The sequence below is a fragment of the Marivita sp. NO-S04 genome, assembly GCF_059070475.1.
Genome location: NZ_JBKAEE010000004.1, coordinates 61,524 through 79,799, shown reverse-complemented (window position 1 = coordinate 79,799; position 18,276 = coordinate 61,524). Strand labels below are relative to the sequence as shown.

Genomic DNA, 18,276 nt, shown 5'->3' with positions numbered 1-18,276 from the left:
ACCCATTCTTTACGCCTCACCCCCGATAACGGGGCATGTTCCTTATGCCCGAGGCTTCGACATGACCCCCACAGCGCCCGCCGCGACCCTGCCCCAGACACATCCCTGTGCGTTTCTCCCCTCTGCCCACAGGACTGAAAAACGTGCCTTCATCACCGGGATCACCGGGCAGGACGGCGCCTATCTGGCGCAGCTTCTGCTGGACAAGGGCTACGAGGTGCATGGCGGGATGCGCCGCAATGCGCAGGCCGAACGGGCAAGGTTAGAGACACTTGGCATCGCGGATCAGGTCATCCTGCACGATCTCGACCTTTCGGAGATGACCAACATCTTCCGTCTGATCCGAGATGTGCGTGTGGATGAGTTCTACAACCTCGCAGCCCAAAGCTTTGTCGGTGCATCCTGGGACCAGCCGCTCTATACGGGTGACGTGAACGGTATGGGTGTGGCCCGGCTTCTGGACGCGTTGCGCACGCTGGCCCCCGAGACACGGTTCTACCAGGCGTCAACGTCCGAGATGTTCGGTCTGGTGCAGGCGGTGCCGCAGGCCGAAACCACGCCCTTTTATCCCCGTTCGCCTTATGGTGTGGCCAAAGCTTACGGTCACCACATCACCGTGAATTACCGCGAGAGCTTTGGCATGCACGCCTCCTGCGGAATTCTCTTCAACCATGAAAGCCCGCTTCGGGGCGAGGAATTCGTCACCCGCAAGATCACGCGGGGGCTGGCCCGGATCGCGTGCGGCGGCAATGCGCCCATCGCGTTGGGCAATCTCAGCGCCCGGCGTGACTGGGGCTTTGCCGGTGATTATGTCGAAGGCATGTGGCGGATGCTGCAACAGGACACCCCCGGCGATTACGTTCTGGCCACCGGTGTCACCACGCCGATCCGCGATTTCGTGAGCTTCGCCGCCGAGGCGCTGGACATGCCGCTGGACTGGCACGGCGAAGGTGTCGCCGAGGTGGCGACCGACCGGCGCACCGGGCGCCGCGTGATCGAGGTGAATCCAGCCTTCTTCCGCCCCGCCGAAGTGGACCTGCTGGTGGGCGATGCCAGCCGTGCCCAGCGACAGCTTGGCTGGCGGCCCAAGGTCGATGTACGCGGATTGGCCACGATGATGGCGCGCGCCGATTACGATGCCGTGGCCTAGACTCTTCCGCCGTCTAACTGGGCGGCGCGACTATCTCGACGGACTTCGCGACGGGGTCCTGCATGGTTGGGCCCTGCCAAAACCGGGGCACGGCCCAGTTCCGGTGGCGCTTTATGCCGGGCAGCAGCGTCTGGCCAACGCGCTGGCGTCGCAGTTCCGCGCCGATCTGCGCGATGCCGGGCTTGCGGGCGGCACCTGCGGCTTCAGCTTTCGGATCGACACCGACACGCCTCTGCTGCGGGTCTGTCGGATGGATGGCCCCCGCCCGGTCGAGATCGGAACGCTCCGCCAGAACGGCGCGAAACAGGCTCTGTCCAAGCCGAAACTGCCCCTCATGTCCTCGCACCCCATGTTGCGGGACGTATTGGGGCCGGGCCGTGCCGCGCTTCGTTCTGCACCCGAACCTATACGGGATCGCCCGGCGCGATTGAGCCCGCGACAAGCGCATCTTTTTGCGCAGACAGATCCAGCGACCGACCACCCGCTGCCCGATCCGCTATGCGCTTGGATGGCGTACCTGCACCCACGTCACCGGTTGGAGGCACAGTTCGATTGGGACGCGGCCCCCGAAGATGCGGCGCATTTTCTGAACTGGATAGTGACTAACTATGCCCCGATGCGTACCGGGCTACGCGTGCCACTGTCGCAGCCCACGATCCAGTGGCTGAATGCGCCGATGGTTGTGCCGGGACAGCGTACCAGCCTCAGCCGCGCCACATGGGCGGCGCTGCAGGGCGTGCCGCATCTGCGTCAAGGTATGGATTTCGGCAACCCCGACTGGGTGGATGCGATGATCACCTGGTGGTCCATCCATCAGGCCCATGCCATCGGCGCCGAGGATTGTCTCGTGCCGGATGGGTATGTGACCCGTCTGGCCGGGCTGCCATTGGATCAGGAAGAGCAGGCGTTTCCACTGTCGCGTCATCTCTTGCGATGGGCGGCCGAAACCCCTGCTCTGGCGCGGCTGTGTCCGGGCTGTGAGGAGGATCGTCGGCAGATAACGCTGGCAGCGATGGTCCGGGCGGCAGAGCGGCCCGATACGCTGAGATACGTCCCTTGGGCCAGTATAGAGACACTTCTGGAAGAGGATATGTACAGCCAGACCCCCTTGGGCACCTATCTGACCACGCTGGACCGATCCTCTGTCCCCATGTCCCGCAGCGATTATGTGGCCACCCTGCGCGGGCGCGGATACGACCTTGAGGCCCGGCGCTTTACCAGCCGCACCATAGAAGGGCACCGTCTTCACCCTGCCGCTCTGCCCGCCCCTGCGCTGCATGGCGCGCCACAGGTCGACGTGCAGGTGATCGGCCCTGTCACCAAGGCCAGCGGGTTGGGACAAGCCACCCGGGCGTCCGTGGCCGCCTTGGAGACCACTGGCCTGTCGGTGCAGGTCGTCAATTTCAGCCTCGACAACCCCGCTCCAGAGATCGACGTGCCACACACGCCACTCCAAAAGGCCCACGCGGCCCGGTTCACCCTGCTGCACCTGAACGCGGAATCCATTCCGCCGTTCTTTGCCTATTCGCCCGACATCACCGATGGGTCATATCTTTCTGCCTACATGTTCTGGGAACTCACCCGCCCTGCTGCCTGCCATGCGCTGGCCCTGCGCATGGTGGACGAGATCTGGACCGCCTCGGGTCATGGGCGCGCAATCTATGACGGTGCCTTTGACGGCCCCATCCGGGTGATGGGACTGGCCAATGATGTGGCTCCTCATCCCGACCCATTGGGCGCACGGGCCGAACTCATTGCCCGCACCGGGTTCAAGGCCGACAGCTTCCTCTGCATGGCAAGCTTTGACAGCTTTTCCTTCGTGCAGCGCAAAAACCCACTGGCCCTGATCCGCGCTTTTGCCGAGGCCTTTCCGCAAGGCGGCGCACAGCTTCTGCTCAAGACGCAGAACCGGACCCGTGTCAGCGACCCGGCACAGCGCACCATCTGGGCCGAGATCGACACGCTGACGGCAGGCGATCCACGCTTCCACGTCCTTGATGAGACCATGGGCCGCCCCGCGCTTCTGACCCTCACCGCCGGGGCTGATGCCTATCTTTCGCTGCACCGCGCCGAAGGCTGGGGGTTCGGCATGATCGAGGCGATGGCGCTTGGTGTGCCTGTGCTGGCCACGGGCACGTCCGGCAACCTCGCCTATTGCGACGACAGCACCGCATGGTTGGTCCCTGCGCAGGACGTGGCGCCCGCGCCGCAGGACTACATGTTCACCCCCAAAGGCGGGCTTTGGGGCGCGCCGGACCACGACACGGCAGTGACCCTGCTGCGCCAAATGGCCAAAGACCCTGCCACTCGCGCACGCCGGGCCAAGGCAGCCCAGACACGGGTCTTGCACGCGTTCAACCCCGAGGCCATCGGCACGCGCTACGCGGCGCGCATCGACACGGTGCTGCACCAGTCAAGGATCAGCGCGGCATGATGTTCCTCCGCTCGCGCGGCCATCCACCCTATGTCATCGGGGTCAGTTGGCCACGTTCAGGGCATCACCTTCTGGCGCGGCTGCTCAGGCTCTATTATGGCCCAAGTTTCACCTATTGCGGGTTCTATGGCCAAACCGAATGCTGTGGTCAGGTGCCCTGCACGCGGGCCGGAGCGATCCGTTATTCCAAAAACCACGACTTCGATGGTGCAGTGCCGCAGGATGGCGCACATCGCTACCTGATCCAGACCCGCGCCTTTGCGCCGTCGGTGGTGTCGAATTTTGAGCTCTATCTGCGCGAAGGTGGCAGCGATGATGCGCCCAGCTTTGCCCGCTTTGCCAGCGCACAATTCACCGCTTGGCGCGCCTTTCAGGACAGGTGGGTGTATTCCGATTTTGCGCGGTCACAGACCGTGATCCCCTACGAGGCGCTGATCCACGATCCTGCCTTGGCCATGACCTATGCATTAAGCAGCTTCGGCGACCCCGATCCCGATCCCTCGCGCCTGCGCCGCGCCATTGCGTGGGTGGACGGCGAAGAGGTGGCGCAGCGCCGCATCACCCCACGCCCCGGAAGCGGTGTTCATCCGCCACGGGATGTGACGCAATTTCGCCATTACGACGCCAAGCTCTTTGGCTATCTGGACAAACTGCGACTGACCCGACAGGAAGTAAACAGGCTGTTCCGCCACCATCTGGGCCGGGACGCTGCCGAGGCGAACATGCTTGCGCTGCAGGCCAGCCCATCGCTGGACACGCTCGAGCGGATGATCCTCGGCTCATCTGAATACACCACCCGGAGGCGGACGCTTCGGGTGGTTTGATCTGACTTGTGAGAGCGTAATCATGGCCGACCTTCCCCTCATCACTCCGGTTTTGTTGTGCGGAGGCTCCGGCACCCGGCTCTGGCCACTGTCGCGCAAGAGCTATCCCAAGCAGTTCGCGCAATTCCTGGGGGAAGAGAGCCTGTTTCAGGAAGCTGCCAAGCGCGTCTCGGGCGAAGGGTTTACCGCCCCGCTAGCCGTCACCGGCGACGGGTTCCGCTTCATCGTGGCCGAACAGCTCGACCATTGCGGACTGCGCCCGGCGGGCATCCTCATTGAACCCGAAGGCCGCAACACAGCCCCAGCCGCTGCGGCGGCCGCGTTGCATCTGGCAAAGACCAGCCCACAGGCGCTGATGCTGCTGGTGCCCGCCGATCACGCCATTCCCGATGCGCAGGCGTTCCGCGATGCGGTGATGACCGGTGCGCCTGCCGCAGCCGACGGCCAGATCGTGACCTTCGGCATCCAGCCCACCCGCGCTGAGACCGGCTATGGCTGGCTCGAGGCGGGGGCCGAAACCCTGCCCGGTGTGAATGCGCTGGAACGCTTCATCGAAAAGCCGGATCAGGCCAAGGCCGAGACACTCTTCGCCAATGACCGCTACCTGTGGAATGCGGGCCTGTTCCTGACAAGCGCCGACACGCTGATCGCCGCCTTCGAGGCACATGCCCCCGACATCCTTGAGGGCACCCGTGCCGCAATGGAGGCCGCCAAGACCGATCTGGGTTTTCTGCGCATCGACGCCCCGCTCTGGGGACAGGTCCGGGCCGAATCCATCGACTACGCCGTGATGGAACAGGCGAAAAACGTCAGCGTCGTGCGTTTTACCGGCGGCTGGTCTGATCTCGGAAGCTGGGAAGCGGTCTGGCAGGAAAGCCCGCAGGATGGCAGCGGCAACGCGCTGGCAGGGCTCTCCACGGCGATCGACTGCGAAAACACGCTGCTGCGCTCGGAAAGCGACGAGATCGAACTGGTGGGCATCGGCCTCAAGAACGTGGTCGCTGTCGCCATGCGCGACGCGGTGCTGGTGGCGGGCATGTCCGACAGCCAGAGCGTGCGCCGCGCCGTCGACCTCCTGAAAGCCCGCGAGGCGAAACAGGCGGTGCAATTGCCCGTCGATTACCGGCCTTGGGGTTGGTTCGAAACGCTCATTCTGGCGGACCGCTTCCAAGTGAAACGCATCCACGTGCATCCTGGTGCTGCGCTGTCGCTGCAAAGCCATGTTCACCGCTCGGAACACTGGATCGTGGTGGCTGGAACGGCCAAGGTCACGGTGGATGACGAGGTGAAACTGCTGACCGAGAACCAGTCGGTCTATATCCCGCTGGGCGCCGTGCACCGGATGGAGAACCCCGGCAAGGTGCCGATGGTTTTGATTGAGGTGCAGACCGGGACCTATCTTGGTGAGGATGACATCATCCGCTACGAGGACATCTATTCCCGAAGCTGATCGGGGACGCGTTGACGCGTCCGCCTCTAGCCTAGCCGTTTCGCCACAGCCTGAAGCGTCTCGCGCATCAAGACCTCTGCCCGCGCGACGCTCTCGGCCTCGGCGTAACACCGAAACTCCGGCGCATTGCCGGAGGGGCGCAGGTGGATCACGGTATCGTCGGCAAAAGACACACGCAGCCCGTCAGTCAGGTCAACGCCAGTCTCCTTGGCCCGTCCCGCAAAGAACGCCGCCCGTTCGGCGGCATCTTCGATCAGCTCTGCGATAAACGCCTTGGATGCCTCGGTCGGAATGCCCGCAATCCGGTCAGCCGCAGTAAAGCGTGGCGGCAGATCAGAGACCAATTCGGCCAAACTCACCCCCTTTGCACAAGCCATCGCCAAGGGTGCCACAATGGGCAACAGACAATCCCGGGTCATCAAGGGCGCCAGCTTGCCCGACGGGCCGTCCGCCGCGAAACCCAGCAAAAAGCCCCCATTGGCCTCATAGCCCACAACACGGCCCCCCACCTCTTCCATTGCGGCGATCACAAAGGGCGAGCCGATCATGGTGCGGATGACGGACCCGAAGTCCAACTGGTCGACAGCCGTGTTCGACGACACTGGCGTGCAGATGACCTCGGCCCCCAGCATCTGCGCCGTGAGCGGCCCCAACACATCGCCGGGCACCAACGTGCCGCTGGCATCCACCACCATCGGACGGTCGGCATCGCCATCGGTCGACACCAGCGCATCAAGCGCATGCTCGGCACACCAGCGCTTCAGCATCTCGCGCGTGTCCGCGTCCACCGCCTCGGTATCGACCGGGATGAAATGATCGGCACGGGCCAGCCGCACCACCTCGGCGCCCATCTGCATCAGCGCTTCCGCCAGCGCATCGCGCGCCACCGACGAATGTTCATAAACACCGATGCGCAACCCCTTGAGAGCATCCGCCCCAAACGCCTCGACATAGCGCGACACATAGGAAGGCACCGCACTTACCGCGCGCTGTACATCCCCCATTTCCACTGAAACAGAGACTGATCCCAGAGCCGCACCAATCGCCGCCTCGTCTATTTTCGCGATCTCTCCGCCGGGCAGGTAGAACTTCAACCCGTTGCGATCTGCCGGAATGTGGCTGCCTGTCACCATGATCGCCGCCTGCCCCGCCCCCATGGACGCCAGCGCCAGCGCAGGCGTGGGCAACACGCCATGATCCACCGCCCGGAGCCCCATCGCCCGCACCGCCGCGATCACCGCCGCCGCAATCCGTGGGGACGAGGCGCGCAGGTCCTGCCCAACATGCACCGAACCACCATGTGGGCAGGCGGTCAGGAAAGCACGTGTGTAGTCCGCGACCAGATCGTCGGTCAGTTCGGTGACAAGGCCGCGCAAGCCGCTGGTGCCGAATTTGGGGGGCATATCGTCTGTCCTTGTGCCTTGGAACCTCGCCCGCAGGTATGCCCTTGGCAGCGTCATGGGCGCAAGGACGACCGTGTCTCACGTGGCGCGGTCACGTTTTGCATATTTTCAAAAAGAAGAAGCACAGAGACAGCGCATCACTCGCTGCTTCTTCTTTTTCCAAATATGCACACACACGGCCCGCCACAGGGCGCAACGCCCGCAGGACTCACACCCCGTTTACCAAAGCGCCCCTAGCGTCCCGCCCGAATGCGGATCGCTGAAAGGGCCTGCCCGATGTCACAAATCTCCACCCTCTTGTCGCTGCCCTATATTCAACCGGCACAAGCACAGAAACACGTCACACATAACGAGGCCCTGCGCATACTGGATGCGCTGGTGCAACTGTCAGTCGAAAGCCGTGGCCTGAACGAGCCGCCGACCACCCCGACCGATGGCGCGCGCTATATCGTGGCCTCCGGCGCCACCGGGGGCTGGGCCGGACAGGACCACACCATCGCGCTGAACGCGGGCGGCGGGTGGATCTTCCTGCCCCCGAACACTGGTTGGCGCGCTTGGGTTGCGGATGAGGGCGCAGAAGTCATCTGGCAGAACGGTCTGTGGCAGGCGCAGGTTGCGGGCCTGCCCGATCGCCTTGGTTTGGGCACAAGTGCCGATCCGGTAACCAGGCTGAGCATCGCTTCACCGGACACGCTGCTCACCCATGAAGGGGGAGGGCATCAGCTCAAGGTGAACAAGGCCGCCACATCCGACACCGCCAGCCTGCTGTTCCAGTCGAACTGGACCGGCCATGCCGAGATGGGGCTGGCCGGTGAAGACGCGTTCTCGATCAAGGTCAGTGATGGGGCCGCATGGACCACTGCGCTGAGCTTTGATCCGATCACCGGCACGGCCAGTGGCGCAGCGGTGAGCAGCGGCCCGGAAGAAAGCAATCCCAACACGCTTGTGCGGGCGGGCGATGGGTACCTCAAAGGCACCATCCTCGGCACCGTGTTCAAAGACGCAAATGGCGTGCCCACCGGTGGCGTGATCGAGCGCGGTGCGAACGCCAATGGCGCGTATGTGCGCTTTGCCGATGGCACGCAGATCTGCACCAGCCCGGATATTCCCACCGGACCAATCAGCAATCAGGCCGGGGCGCTATGGCAGTCGAACCATCTCGCCTGGACCTTTCCGGTCCCCTTTGCGCCGGGGATGCCCCCGATCCTGACCGGAGAGAGTGGCAACACCGGCGCCTGGCCCACCTTTGCCCCACATGGGGTGCTGTCGACCGGGCTGAAGGCCACGGCGCTCATTCAGATCACCGTAGGGCTGAACCTGCGGATTTGTGCCATTGGGCGGTGGGCCTAAAGGCAACTCTTCAGCCCCTCATTCCCTGCATGAAGAGACTGCAACACCAATCCATCCGACGCTCACCTTTCCTTATCCGAATCGCCTTAGCGTGGCGGGCGGTAGGGAGAGGGAGGCCTTGGGTCTGATTGCGCGCGCAAAAGTACGCTCACTCCAACAGACTAAGCAGATAGGCCCCATAGTCGTTCTTGCCGAACATCTCGGCCCGCACGCGCAGGGCGTCATCGTCGATCCAGCCTTGGTGATAGGCGATCTCGTCGGGGCTGCCGATCTGTTGGCCCTGCCTGTCGCTGAGTGTGCGCACGAAGTTCCCGGCATCCAGAAGCGACCCGTGTGTGCCGGTGTCGAGCCAGGCATAGCCGCGTCCCATCAGCTCCACGCTCAGTTGACCATCGGCCAGATAGCTTTCCAGAAGCGAGGTGATCTCCAGCTCGCCCCGCTCTGACGGCTGGACCTTGGCCGCCCGCGCAGGGGCGGTCCCGTCGAGGAAATAGAGACCTGTCACCGCATAGGGGGACGGCGCTTTCAACGGCTTTTCGATGATCGTTTTCACTGTGCCATCAGGGGCAAAATCCACCACACCATAGCGTTCGGGGTCAGCAACACGGTAGCCAAATACCGTGCCGCCCGATGCCACCGCATCGGCGCTGGCCAGCACTTCGGGCAGGCCGTGGCCAAAGAAGATGTTGTCGCCCAGCACCATCGCGGAAGGCGCACCGTCGAGGAACTCTTCCGCCAGCAGATAGGCCTGTGCCAGACCATCGGGTGAGGGTTGTTCGATGAAGGTGAACGCGAGCCCCCATTGCGACCCGTCGCCCAGCAGGCGCTGGAACTGGTCCTGATCCTGCGGCGTGGTGATGATCGCGATCTCGCGGATGCCCGCCAGCATCAGCACCGACAGCGGATAATAGATCATCGGCTTGTCGTAGAGCGGCAACAGCTGCTTCGACAGCCCCATGGTGATCGGGTAAAGCCGGGTGCCCGACCCGCCTGCGAGGATGATGCCCTTGCGCGCACGCCGCGCAGCACTTTCGCTTTGGGTCACGGGTTCAACTCCTTGATCACGGTGTTCAGGCCACTCTGCCAGTCGGCAGGTCTGATCCCGAAATCCGTCGCCAGTTTGGCGCAATCAAGCCGGGAATTGAGCGGGCGGGTTGCAGGCGTTGGATAATCCGATGATGGGATGCCTGTCACCGCCACATCGCGCCCAGCCTGTTGGAAAATCTCCCGCGCAAAGTCCGCCCAGCTTGTGTGCGGCTCCCCGGCATAGTGGTACGTGCCGCCCTTCGCCCTATCACGCATGTGATCCGCGAGGATCAGCAGCGTCGCGGCAATATCTGCCGCCGGGGTTGGTCCGCCGATCTGGTCGTCCACCACGGTGAGCGCATCGCGCGTTTCACTGAGCCGCAACATAGTCTTCACGAAATTCGCCCCATGGGCGGAAAACACCCAGGCTGTGCGTAGGATGATGTGTCGTGCGCCCGCCGCACGGATCGCCTGCTCTCCAGCCAGCTTGGTCCGGCCATAGGCATTTTGCGGTGAAACAGGGTCTGACTCAGTCCATGCCCGCGTGCCGCTGCCGTCAAAGACGTAATCGGTCGAGACATGCAGGAAGGGAATATCCAGATGCGCACAGGCCCCCGCCATCGCACCGGGGCTTGCGGCGTTGATCCGTTGTGCCATCGCCTCTTCCTCTTCGGCCTTGTCGACGGCCGTGTAAGCCGCGGCATTGATGACGACACTGGGTTTGAGATCGGCGATGATGGCCGCGCAGGATTGCGGGTCGGACAGATCCGCTTGGTCACGCCCCAAGGCAGTGACATCCCCCTGTCGCTGCAATTCGGTGGCGACCTGGCCCGTCTTGCCAAAAACCAGGATCATGTGACCCATGCCCAGCGAGGGGCCAGCCCCTCGCGCTCCCCGGAGTTTATCTGGCAAGATGAAAGAGCAGTCATCCCTTCACCCCCAAACGCTGGCCCACCCCGTCGCGGTCCTGCAAGGCCTGCCACCAGGCGGCATTGTCGAGATACCAGCGCACCGTGCGCCGCAGACCTTCCTCCAATGTCACCGAAGGCTGCCAGCCCAGCTCACCGCGCATGCGCTTGGGATCAATCGCGTAGCGCAGGTCATGCCCGGGACGGTCGGTCACGAAGGTGATCAACTGCTCATGCGGCGCGCCGTTGGGCACCATCTCGTCCATCAGCGTGCAGATCATGCGGACAAGGTCGATATTGCGCGCCTCGTTCTCACCGCCGATATTGTAGGAGCGGCCCACCACACCGCGGGTGACCACCGTCAGCAACGCATCGGCATGATCTTCAACGAACAGCCAATCGCGCACATTCTCGCCCGCGCCGTAAACCGGGATCGGCTTGCCATGAAGCGCGTTCAGAATGACCACCGGGATCAGCTTTTCCGGAAAATGATAGGGCCCGTAATTGTTCGAACAGTTCGACAGCACCACGGGCAACCCGTAGGTGTGGTGCCACGCCATCACCAGATGATCACTGGCCGCCTTTGAGGCCGAATAGGGCGAGCGCGGATCGTAGGGGGTTTCCTCGGTGAACTGCCCCTCAGCCCCCAGAGACCCGAAGACCTCATCGGTCGAGATGTGGTGAAAGCGGAACGCTTGCGGTTTGCCCTGACGCTCCCAATAGCCCCTCGCGGCCTGCAATAGCGTATAGGTGCCCACCACGTTCGTATCGATGAACGCCCCCGGCCCGTCGATGGACCGGTCCACATGGGATTCAGCGGCCAGATGCATCACCGCATTGGGCGCATGTTCGGCAAATACAGTCTCTAACAAAGCGCCATCGCGGATATCACCCTGCACGAACCTATAGCCGGGCGCATCCGCCACAGAAGCCACATTGTCGAGGCAGGCCGCATAGGTCAGCGCATCGAGGTTCACGACCTCATGCCCCTGACCAATCGCCTGCCTGACCACCGCAGAGCCAATGAACCCGGCCCCACCTGTCACCAAAAGCTTCACGTGTTACTCCACTCAAATGGGCTGTCGATCTCAGTAAGTGCCGGCGCAACTGCATCCTTGTCCGACAAGATCGGATCGCCAGACACACCCCAGTCGATGCCAACGCTGTCCCACCGCACAGCGCCTTCGGCGTCAGGCGCGTAATACCCAGTGCATTTGTAGATGATCTCGGTGTCAGGCGCCCGCGTGACAAACCCGTGCGCAAAGCCTTCGGGCACCCAAAGCTGCCGACCGTTCTCAGCGGTCAGATCGACACCCACCCACTGTCCATAGGTCGGTGAGCCACGCCGGATATCCACCGCCACATCGTAAAGCGCCCCGCGCCCACAGCGCACCAGCTTGCCCTGCCCCTTGGGCGGCGCTTGGTAATGCAACCCGCGAATGGTCCCCACCTCGGCCGAGAGCGAATGGTTGTCCTGCACAAAGACCGGGTCAATCCCCGCCACCTCGGCCAATCGCGCCGCATTCCACGTCTCGGCAAAGAACCCCCGTGCATCGCCAAAGCGCCGCGGTGTCAGGATCAGCAGCCCTTCGAGAGCGGTCTTTTCAAAATCCAGCATCAGCCGTCCTTCTGCGTCTTCACCCAGGCCAGAAACGCCCGGTCAGGGTTCTGCAATCTGGGCCGTCCGGTTTCATCCCACCACGCGACCCAGCGCGCCTGCAAGGCGTAAACATCCGAACCGGGCCGCAGTTCGCGCACCATGGCAAGCGTGTCTTCCAACAGAACCGGGGCATCCATGGGGCGCGGTTTGGCCCGTCGCGTGACAACAAGCACATCACCCTCGCGCTCGGTGAGGGAATAATCGGGCAGGTGGTTCTCAGCGATCATCTTGCGCACAGCCGCCCGGAACACCCGCACCGGAGCCGCCGATCCCGATTTCAGATGCAGCACGGGCACCGAGATCGCCCATTCCGCCTGCCGCCCGCAATGCTTGCGCGCCAGCTCGTAGATCCGCCGCTCCAAGGGCTTCCTCAGCCGAAAGTAATCCCGGCTCAGCGTCAGCACCGACCGCGCACAGACCGCCCGATAAAGCCAGTCCGACAGGGTCACCGTCACGCTGATCATCCGCCCGCCGCGCGACTTGCGCAAAATCTCCCAGGACTCGATCAGGCCAAACCCCCGGGTCACCTCCACCCCGCCAGTGTCGATATTGGTGGTGATGCGCGTGCCCGCCAGCCGCTCGAACCCTTCGCGCAACCGCGAATAGCTCTCGCCGCCAGTATCGCGATTGGTCGCCACCAGAAGATCATGCGCGCGTAGCGTCAGCGTCCGCCCCACCTGCCGCCCGGCATTCATCGCCGCCACCAGCTGGCTGATGCAATAGATCAGGATGTCCTTGTCATGGATCGTCGCCCGACCCTTGACGCTCGGCACCACCTCCACCGCAACCCCGTTATGGGCATAAGACAACACCCGCCTGTCGGGCCGTGTGCTCAGCGAAAAGATGGGGTGTTCCATCGACGCCAGATCGTCCTTCGGGCTGGCGCCAAAGATATCGCAGACGAAAAAATCGCCCGTTGGGTGCCGGTCGGGCAACAGCCCGCCACTCATTGGTCCCGTCATTGGGGTCCGCCTGTATTTGCTCTGCTCGATCCCCGGTTGTTTTTTGAGGCCGGCTTTTATGCCGACTCGGCTTTCGGGGTTTCAGTGACACCCAACCTAAAGTTATCCACAGCGTGCGTCTATCCAAAGCTGGGATTTCAGCGGAGGATCGGAGTCGCTCTCTCGGGGGATTGGAGTCGCACAAACGGAGGATCAGAGTCACCACGATCGATTACATCGCAATTTTTCTCTTTAAAAAAAGATGCTTAGAAACAAGTTCAAAATCCCATAACATATAACTAACAGATTTTAACAAACCGGTTGGATCTGAACACCTCCTGCCCAAGCTCTGTTCTGGGTAGTTAAGTCTGTGAATCTGCTTAGAAAAGAAAAGAGTGTTGCAGTTTTTCTTCCATGTACGCATTTTTATGGTAGCCTGGTGAAAAGAGCGCACATAGAGGCGTAATTTTCAGGCAAAACCGGGCAGCACATGACACAAGACAACCCTCTTCCCCCCTACTTTAACATCAATCCCGACACCGCGCTCGATGCGCTTGGCGCGCCCACCACAACGGCGGATTTCGGCAACATCGCCCGCGCCTGCGAAGCCGGTCGTGCCGATCTGGCCAGCCGTGGTCTTGAGGAAAACGGCGCACGGCAATTGCGCCTGTTCTCCACCTGGGAAATCACCCGCTACCTGATCCCTGTCGCCACCGGGCATTTCCGCCGCGTGCTGAAACAGAACCCCGACCTGCCGCAGGGCCGATCCGAGACCACCAGCGGCGCCAAATGGTTCACCTTCGACGAGGTGCTGCGCCTGCGCGCCCATTTCGCCTCTGAGGGGTCCAAGACCAAGGAATACCTCCCCTACCGCCCCAAGGGGCAGCCCGCCAAGCTGGTCGCTGTTGCCAACTTCAAAGGCGGCGTAGGCAAGACCTCGACAGCAGCGCATCTCGCGATGTCCGCGGCCCTTGATGGCTACAAGGTTCTGGTTATCGATCTGGACAGCCAAGGCTCCATGACCTCAATCTTCGGCGGCAAGGTGCAGGACGAATGGTCCACCGTCTTCCCGCTGCTCGCCCGCCACTATGCGCGCCACCTGCAAGGCGAGAACCAGCGCCGCATGGACCGGGGTGAGGCCCCCACGCCGCTTGACGACACGCTGTCCGAGGCGCTCAAGTCGCGCAGCGAAACACTCGTGCAGAAAACCCACTGGCCCAATATCGACCTGATCGGCGCGCAGCTGAACCTCTACTGGGCCGAGTTCCAGATCCCTGTCTGGCGCATGGCCTCGCGCGGCTGGAAGCTCTGGGATGCGCTCACCGACTCGCTGTCGGAGGATGGCATCCTCGACCAATACGATGTGATCTTCCTCGACACGCCCCCCGCCCTTGGCTACCTCACCATCAACGGGCTGGCGGCTGCCGACATCCTGCTGGTGCCCCTCGGTGCATCCTTCCTCGAGTTTGACAGCACCGGCCGCTTCTTCGACATGCTGCACTCCACGTTCGGCTCCATCGAGGACGCCGAGAACATGGCCGCGCGCGCCTTGGGCCGCGATGGTCTGGCCTTCCAATGGGATGCAGTGCGCGCCGTGGTCACCCGTTATGACAGCGCCCAGCAGGCCGAACTGGCCGCCCTTATGCAGGCCTATCTTGGCCCCACCCTCTCGCCCCACCGGCAGGGCTTCACGGCTCTGATCGGACAAGCCGGCGAGCAAGTGCAGGGCATCTACGAGGCCGATTACCGCGATTTCAACCGCGAGACCTATGTGCGCGGCCGCGAAACCTTTGACGCGACCTATGCCGCCTTCAAACAGCTTCTCATCGGAAGCTGGCACCGCGACGTGCAACTGGCCCAGCAGGCGGCGGAGTGAGCCGATGTTCGCAGCGCAACACGCCCCCTTCATCTTGCCCGTAAACTCCGGGGTTTGGGGCAGCGCCCCAATCCACCGCACGCCACGGACACCAAAGTTTAACCAAACGCGCCAAACCTCCCGGCCGCAAAAGACAGGAGGCTTCCATGGCCAAGCGTAAACGCCTGACACCGCCAAACCCCACCTATCTCGACACGCCCCCGCTCGAGACCAAGTCGATGTTCGCAACCCCGCGCGCTGCGCCCATCGCAGATGTAGCGCGGGATGCGTCCAGCACCGCCGCGCTGAACGAACTGTCCGACAGCCTTGCACGCGCGCGCGAAGAGGGGCGCATGGTGGTGGACCTGCCGCTGGATCAGATCGTTGTCGACCACCTCGTGCGCGACCGTCTGGTGGTGGACGAGACCGAGATGCAGACGCTCAAGACCTCGCTGCGCCGCCGTGGCCAGCAGACGCCGGTCGAAGTGATGCAGCTGGGGGATGGGCGTTATGGGCTGATTTCCGGCTGGCGGCGTTGCCGGGCATTGGCCGAGATCGCCGAGGAAGACGGCAGATACGATCCCACCGTTCTGGCCCTCCTGCGCCGCCCCGAAGAGGCGTCGGATGCCTATCTCGCCATGGTCGAGGAAAACGAGATCCGCGTCGACCTGAGCTATTTCGAACGCGCCCGCATCGTCGTCAAAGCCGTGGATGAGGGGGTGTACGGCACGGAACGCACCGCGCTGCAGATGCTCTTCCACTCCGCCTCCCGCGCCAAGCGCTCCAAGATCGGCAGCTTCCTTCCGGTGGTCCGCGCGCTGGACGGTGCGTTGCATTTCCCTCAGGCATTGAGCGAACGGCTCGGGCTAAGCCTGTCACAGGCGCTGAATGATGATCCCGGTTTTGCCGACCGTCTGACCGCGCGGCTGGCTGCTGCCGAGATCGACAACCCCGAGACCGAAACTGCGCTTCTGACCAAGGCTCTGGCAGCGCAAAACCAGTCTCTAAAAGCCAAAACAGAGACAACATCGGCCAACCCGGAGCCGGCGTTTCGCGACGAAACCATCGGCGCGTTTACTCTGCGTCGTCACCGCGATGGCACACTCTCGATCTTGGGCGCGGCTTGGCCGGACAAGCTTGAACCGGATCTGAAGCGGTTGCTCAGCAACGCATCGGCTTACGTTCCAAAATAGGTCCGGTTCGGTCCTAATGTTTCGCACGCGAAACAATGGGTCCGTTTCGGACCTAAATCCACAGGGTGCCGACCGCGGCCACATCTTTGGTATGGCCTGGCGTGGGATCAACGCACTTCCTCCTTGGTTAAGCAGGCGTTAACCATCTTCGGTCAAGTCTGGGCGATGATCCGATCGTCCGGAAAGGACTGCCGATGTTCCTGCGTCTGGCGCAGCTCTATCGCCGCTATGCCCATCGTCATCTGTGCCTCTCGTTCTCCGGCGGGGCGGCAGCGCAGGGGTCTTTCGGTCCGGTCATCCTGCGGCGGGGGCGCGTCTGTGTCGACAGGAACGGGCGCATTTTGAGCGACGCAGACGCCGTTCTGCTGGAGCATGGCGGCGCGCAGATGTCGGGTCATGCGCCTTCTCTGCCCTATCTGTCAGGGGCATCGGTGCGGGTTTCGCTGCGAAACCCGGCGTCCGTGCCGGTTACCTTCCCTGCCCTGTCGCGTGTGCGTCTTTGTTGCGCCCATCTTTCGCTTTGGCCCGGCCTGCTTCGGCGGATGATCATGGTTCTGCCGCTTCTGCCCTATGCGCGCGATCCGCATGTCCGGTCCCGGGCGAAGGCGCGGCTTGGGCTGGGCGAGGATGCGCCAGCCCCCGTTCTGCATCTCGCCCCTCCCGATGCACCGCTCCACCCTTTGACGACAGGCATCGCGATCGTCTTGCCGGTCCACAACGCTGCCCCGCATGTCGCCCGTTGCCTTGATCGCATCGCGACCATGACCGATCTGCCGTGGAGCCTTGTGATCATCGAAGACGTGAACCGCCCCGGGTTTACCGGAGAGTTTCTGGTTCAATAGTTAGGCTGCTTTTTCGTCAGCGTTCAAGCTTGCGTAGAATGCCTCCTCTGCTTCTTGTGGCGTGATGTAACCGACGGCGCTGTGAAGGCGGGTGTTGTTATACCAGTCGACCCATTTCAGAGTTTCCCATTCGACCTGACCGACCGACTTCCAGGGGCCGAGGAACTTGATGACCTCGGTCTTGAACAGGCCGATGATGCTTTCGGCGAGGGCATTATCATAGGAATCGCCGACGCTTCCGACCGAGGTATCGATGCCGGCCTCTGCGAGCCGCTCGGTGTATCGGATCGACAGGTATTGGCTGCCACGATCACTGTGATGGATCAATTTGTCAGCCTCAGACGGCGCCCTCTGGCAGATGGCCTGGTTCAGGGCATCCAAGACGAAACCAGTCGTCATCGAGGTCGAGACCCGCCAGCCAACGATCTTGCGGGCGAAGACGTCGATGATGAAAGCCACGTAGACCATTCCTTGCCAGCTGGAAACATAGGTGAAGTCGCTGACCCAAAGCTGGTTTGGCATGTCCGCCACGAAGGCTCGGTTTACCTTATCGTGCGGGCAAGGTTGTGCCGTATCGGGGTTGGTGGTGATCACCTTCTTGCCCCGCACAACGCCTTGTAATCCCATGACCTGCATCAACCTCTCCACCGTGCAGCGGGCGATATCATGGCCACTGCGGCGTAGCTGGTGCCAGACCTTGCGCGCGCCATATCGGCCCCGGCTGCCCTCGAAGGCCTGCTTGATCGCAGCCATGTCCAGCTGATCCTGCCTGGCCCGGTCCGATGCCAGATCCGGATCACGCTCCACGGCCTTGAAGGCGTAATAAGTCGATGGTGCGATCCCCAGAACCCGGCAGATCGGCCCGACACCATGGACACAACGGTGATCATCAATGAACGCGATCATTTGCGGAATGGGCGGTCGAGCTCCGCCGCTGCGAAATATGCGCTGGCCTTCTTCAGGATCTCGTTGGCCTGGCGCAGTTCACGGACCTCACGCTCAAGTTCCTTGATCCGATCCTTCTCGGCACTTGTCAGACCGGCCCGCTGCCCGGCATCGCGTTCGGCCTGCTGACACCAGACCCGCAGACTGTCCGGCGAACAGCCAAGCTTCGGCGCGATGGCCTTATAGGCGGCCGTATCGCTGGAATAATCGGTACGGTTCTCTCGAAACATCCGAACACCGCGTTCGCGAAGCTCGGCCGGATAGGCGGGGGTGAATCTCTGCTTTGTCATAGGGC

The 18,276-nt window shown here is 62.8% G+C and carries 15 protein-coding genes and 1 other annotated feature; of the genes, 8 read left to right on the top strand and 7 right to left on the bottom strand.

From position 1 onward, the window contains the following. The first annotated feature begins 61 nt into the window (after positions 1–61). The 4 genes from gmd to ACK3EW_RS24170 are packed head-to-tail and all read left to right on the top strand — an operon-like array spanning position 62 to position 5,858. Positions 62–1,150, top strand: a complete 1,089-nt coding sequence (gene gmd, locus ACK3EW_RS24185) for a GDP-mannose 4,6-dehydratase (RefSeq protein ID WP_493809930.1) — start codon at positions 62–64, stop codon at positions 1,148–1,150. Then, positions 1,137–3,584: a glycosyltransferase gene (locus tag ACK3EW_RS24180; protein WP_493809929.1), complete on the top strand. Its 2,448-nt coding sequence runs from the start codon at positions 1,137–1,139 to the stop codon at positions 3,582–3,584. Before gmd ends, ACK3EW_RS24180 begins: the two co-directional genes overlap by 14 nt. Then, on the top strand, positions 3,581–4,408 hold the full coding sequence (locus ACK3EW_RS24175; RefSeq protein WP_493809928.1) for a hypothetical protein: 828 nt from the start codon (positions 3,581–3,583) through the stop codon (positions 4,406–4,408). The genes ACK3EW_RS24180 and ACK3EW_RS24175 overlap by 4 nt, the downstream gene beginning before the upstream one ends. 22 nt (positions 4,409–4,430) lie before the next feature. Then, positions 4,431–5,858, top strand: coding sequence for a mannose-1-phosphate guanylyltransferase/mannose-6-phosphate isomerase (locus ACK3EW_RS24170; RefSeq protein ID WP_493809927.1), 1,428 nt, complete (start codon positions 4,431–4,433; stop codon positions 5,856–5,858). 26 nt (positions 5,859–5,884) lie between these two features. Here the strand turns inward: ACK3EW_RS24170 and ACK3EW_RS24165 are convergent, their stop codons facing one another. Next, on the bottom strand, positions 5,885–7,261 hold the full coding sequence (locus ACK3EW_RS24165) for a phosphomannomutase (RefSeq protein WP_493809926.1): 1,377 nt from the start codon (positions 7,259–7,261) through the stop codon (positions 5,885–5,887). Between the two features lie 276 nt (positions 7,262–7,537). On the opposite strand from ACK3EW_RS24165, the gene ACK3EW_RS24160 reads away from it, so the two are divergent. Continuing rightward, entirely contained in the window at positions 7,538–8,611 is a 1,074-nt protein-coding gene (locus ACK3EW_RS24160; protein ID WP_493809925.1) for a DUF2793 domain-containing protein, read from the top strand. A gap of 148 nt (positions 8,612–8,759) precedes the next feature. Here the strand turns inward: ACK3EW_RS24160 and rfbA are convergent, their stop codons facing one another. From rfbA to ACK3EW_RS24135, 5 genes are all read right to left on the bottom strand, one after another. Continuing rightward, complete coding sequence (gene rfbA / locus ACK3EW_RS24155; protein WP_493809952.1) at positions 8,760–9,569, bottom strand: glucose-1-phosphate thymidylyltransferase RfbA; 810 nt, start codon at positions 9,567–9,569, stop codon at positions 8,760–8,762. Positions 9,570–9,652: 83 nt separating this feature from the next. After that, the gene (gene rfbD, locus ACK3EW_RS24150) at positions 9,653–10,492 is read right to left on the bottom strand and encodes a dTDP-4-dehydrorhamnose reductase (protein ID WP_493809924.1); all 840 of its coding nucleotides are present in this window, start codon (positions 10,490–10,492) and stop codon (positions 9,653–9,655) included. Between the two features lie 70 nt (positions 10,493–10,562). Further along, the gene (gene rfbB, locus ACK3EW_RS24145; RefSeq protein WP_493809923.1) at positions 10,563–11,603 is read right to left on the bottom strand and encodes a dTDP-glucose 4,6-dehydratase; all 1,041 of its coding nucleotides are present in this window, start codon (positions 11,601–11,603) and stop codon (positions 10,563–10,565) included. Then, on the bottom strand, positions 11,600–12,160 hold the full coding sequence (gene rfbC / locus ACK3EW_RS24140; RefSeq protein ID WP_493809951.1) for a dTDP-4-dehydrorhamnose 3,5-epimerase: 561 nt from the start codon (positions 12,158–12,160) through the stop codon (positions 11,600–11,602). The genes rfbB and rfbC overlap by 4 nt, the downstream gene beginning before the upstream one ends. Positions 12,161–12,162: 2 nt before the next feature. Continuing rightward, positions 12,163–13,167 carry a replication initiator protein A gene (locus tag ACK3EW_RS24135; RefSeq protein WP_493809922.1) on the bottom strand — a complete coding sequence of 335 codons (1,005 nt, stop codon included), beginning with the start codon at positions 13,165–13,167 and terminating at the stop codon, positions 12,163–12,165. A 469-nt stretch (positions 13,168–13,636) separates the two neighbouring features. Between ACK3EW_RS24135 and ACK3EW_RS24130 the strand changes: the two genes are divergently transcribed. The 3 genes from ACK3EW_RS24130 to ACK3EW_RS24120 all read left to right on the top strand — a co-directional run bounded on the left by ACK3EW_RS24130 (position 13,637) and on the right by ACK3EW_RS24120 (position 17,036). Then, entirely contained in the window at positions 13,637–15,022 is a 1,386-nt protein-coding gene (locus ACK3EW_RS24130) for an AAA family ATPase (RefSeq protein ID WP_439119511.1), read from the top strand. Positions 15,023–15,168: 146 nt separating this feature from the next. Beyond that, complete coding sequence (locus tag ACK3EW_RS24125; protein ID WP_493809921.1) at positions 15,169–16,194, top strand: ParB/RepB/Spo0J family partition protein; 1,026 nt, start codon at positions 15,169–15,171, stop codon at positions 16,192–16,194. Positions 16,195–16,388: 194 nt separating this feature from the next. Next, entirely contained in the window at positions 16,389–17,036 is a 648-nt protein-coding gene (locus ACK3EW_RS24120; RefSeq protein WP_493809920.1) for a hypothetical protein, read from the top strand. Here the strand turns inward: ACK3EW_RS24120 and ACK3EW_RS24115 are convergent. Then, a protein-coding gene (locus ACK3EW_RS24115) for an IS3 family transposase (RefSeq protein ID WP_493808251.1) occupies positions 17,037–18,271 on the bottom strand; the annotation gives its coding sequence in 2 pieces (ribosomal slippage) (positions 17,037–17,971 and positions 17,971–18,271; 1,236 coding nt in all). Continuing rightward, positions 17,868–17,984 (bottom strand) — a sequence feature (AL1L pseudoknot). (Overlaps the previous gene by 117 nt.) Positions 18,272–18,276: the final 5 nt, after the last annotated feature.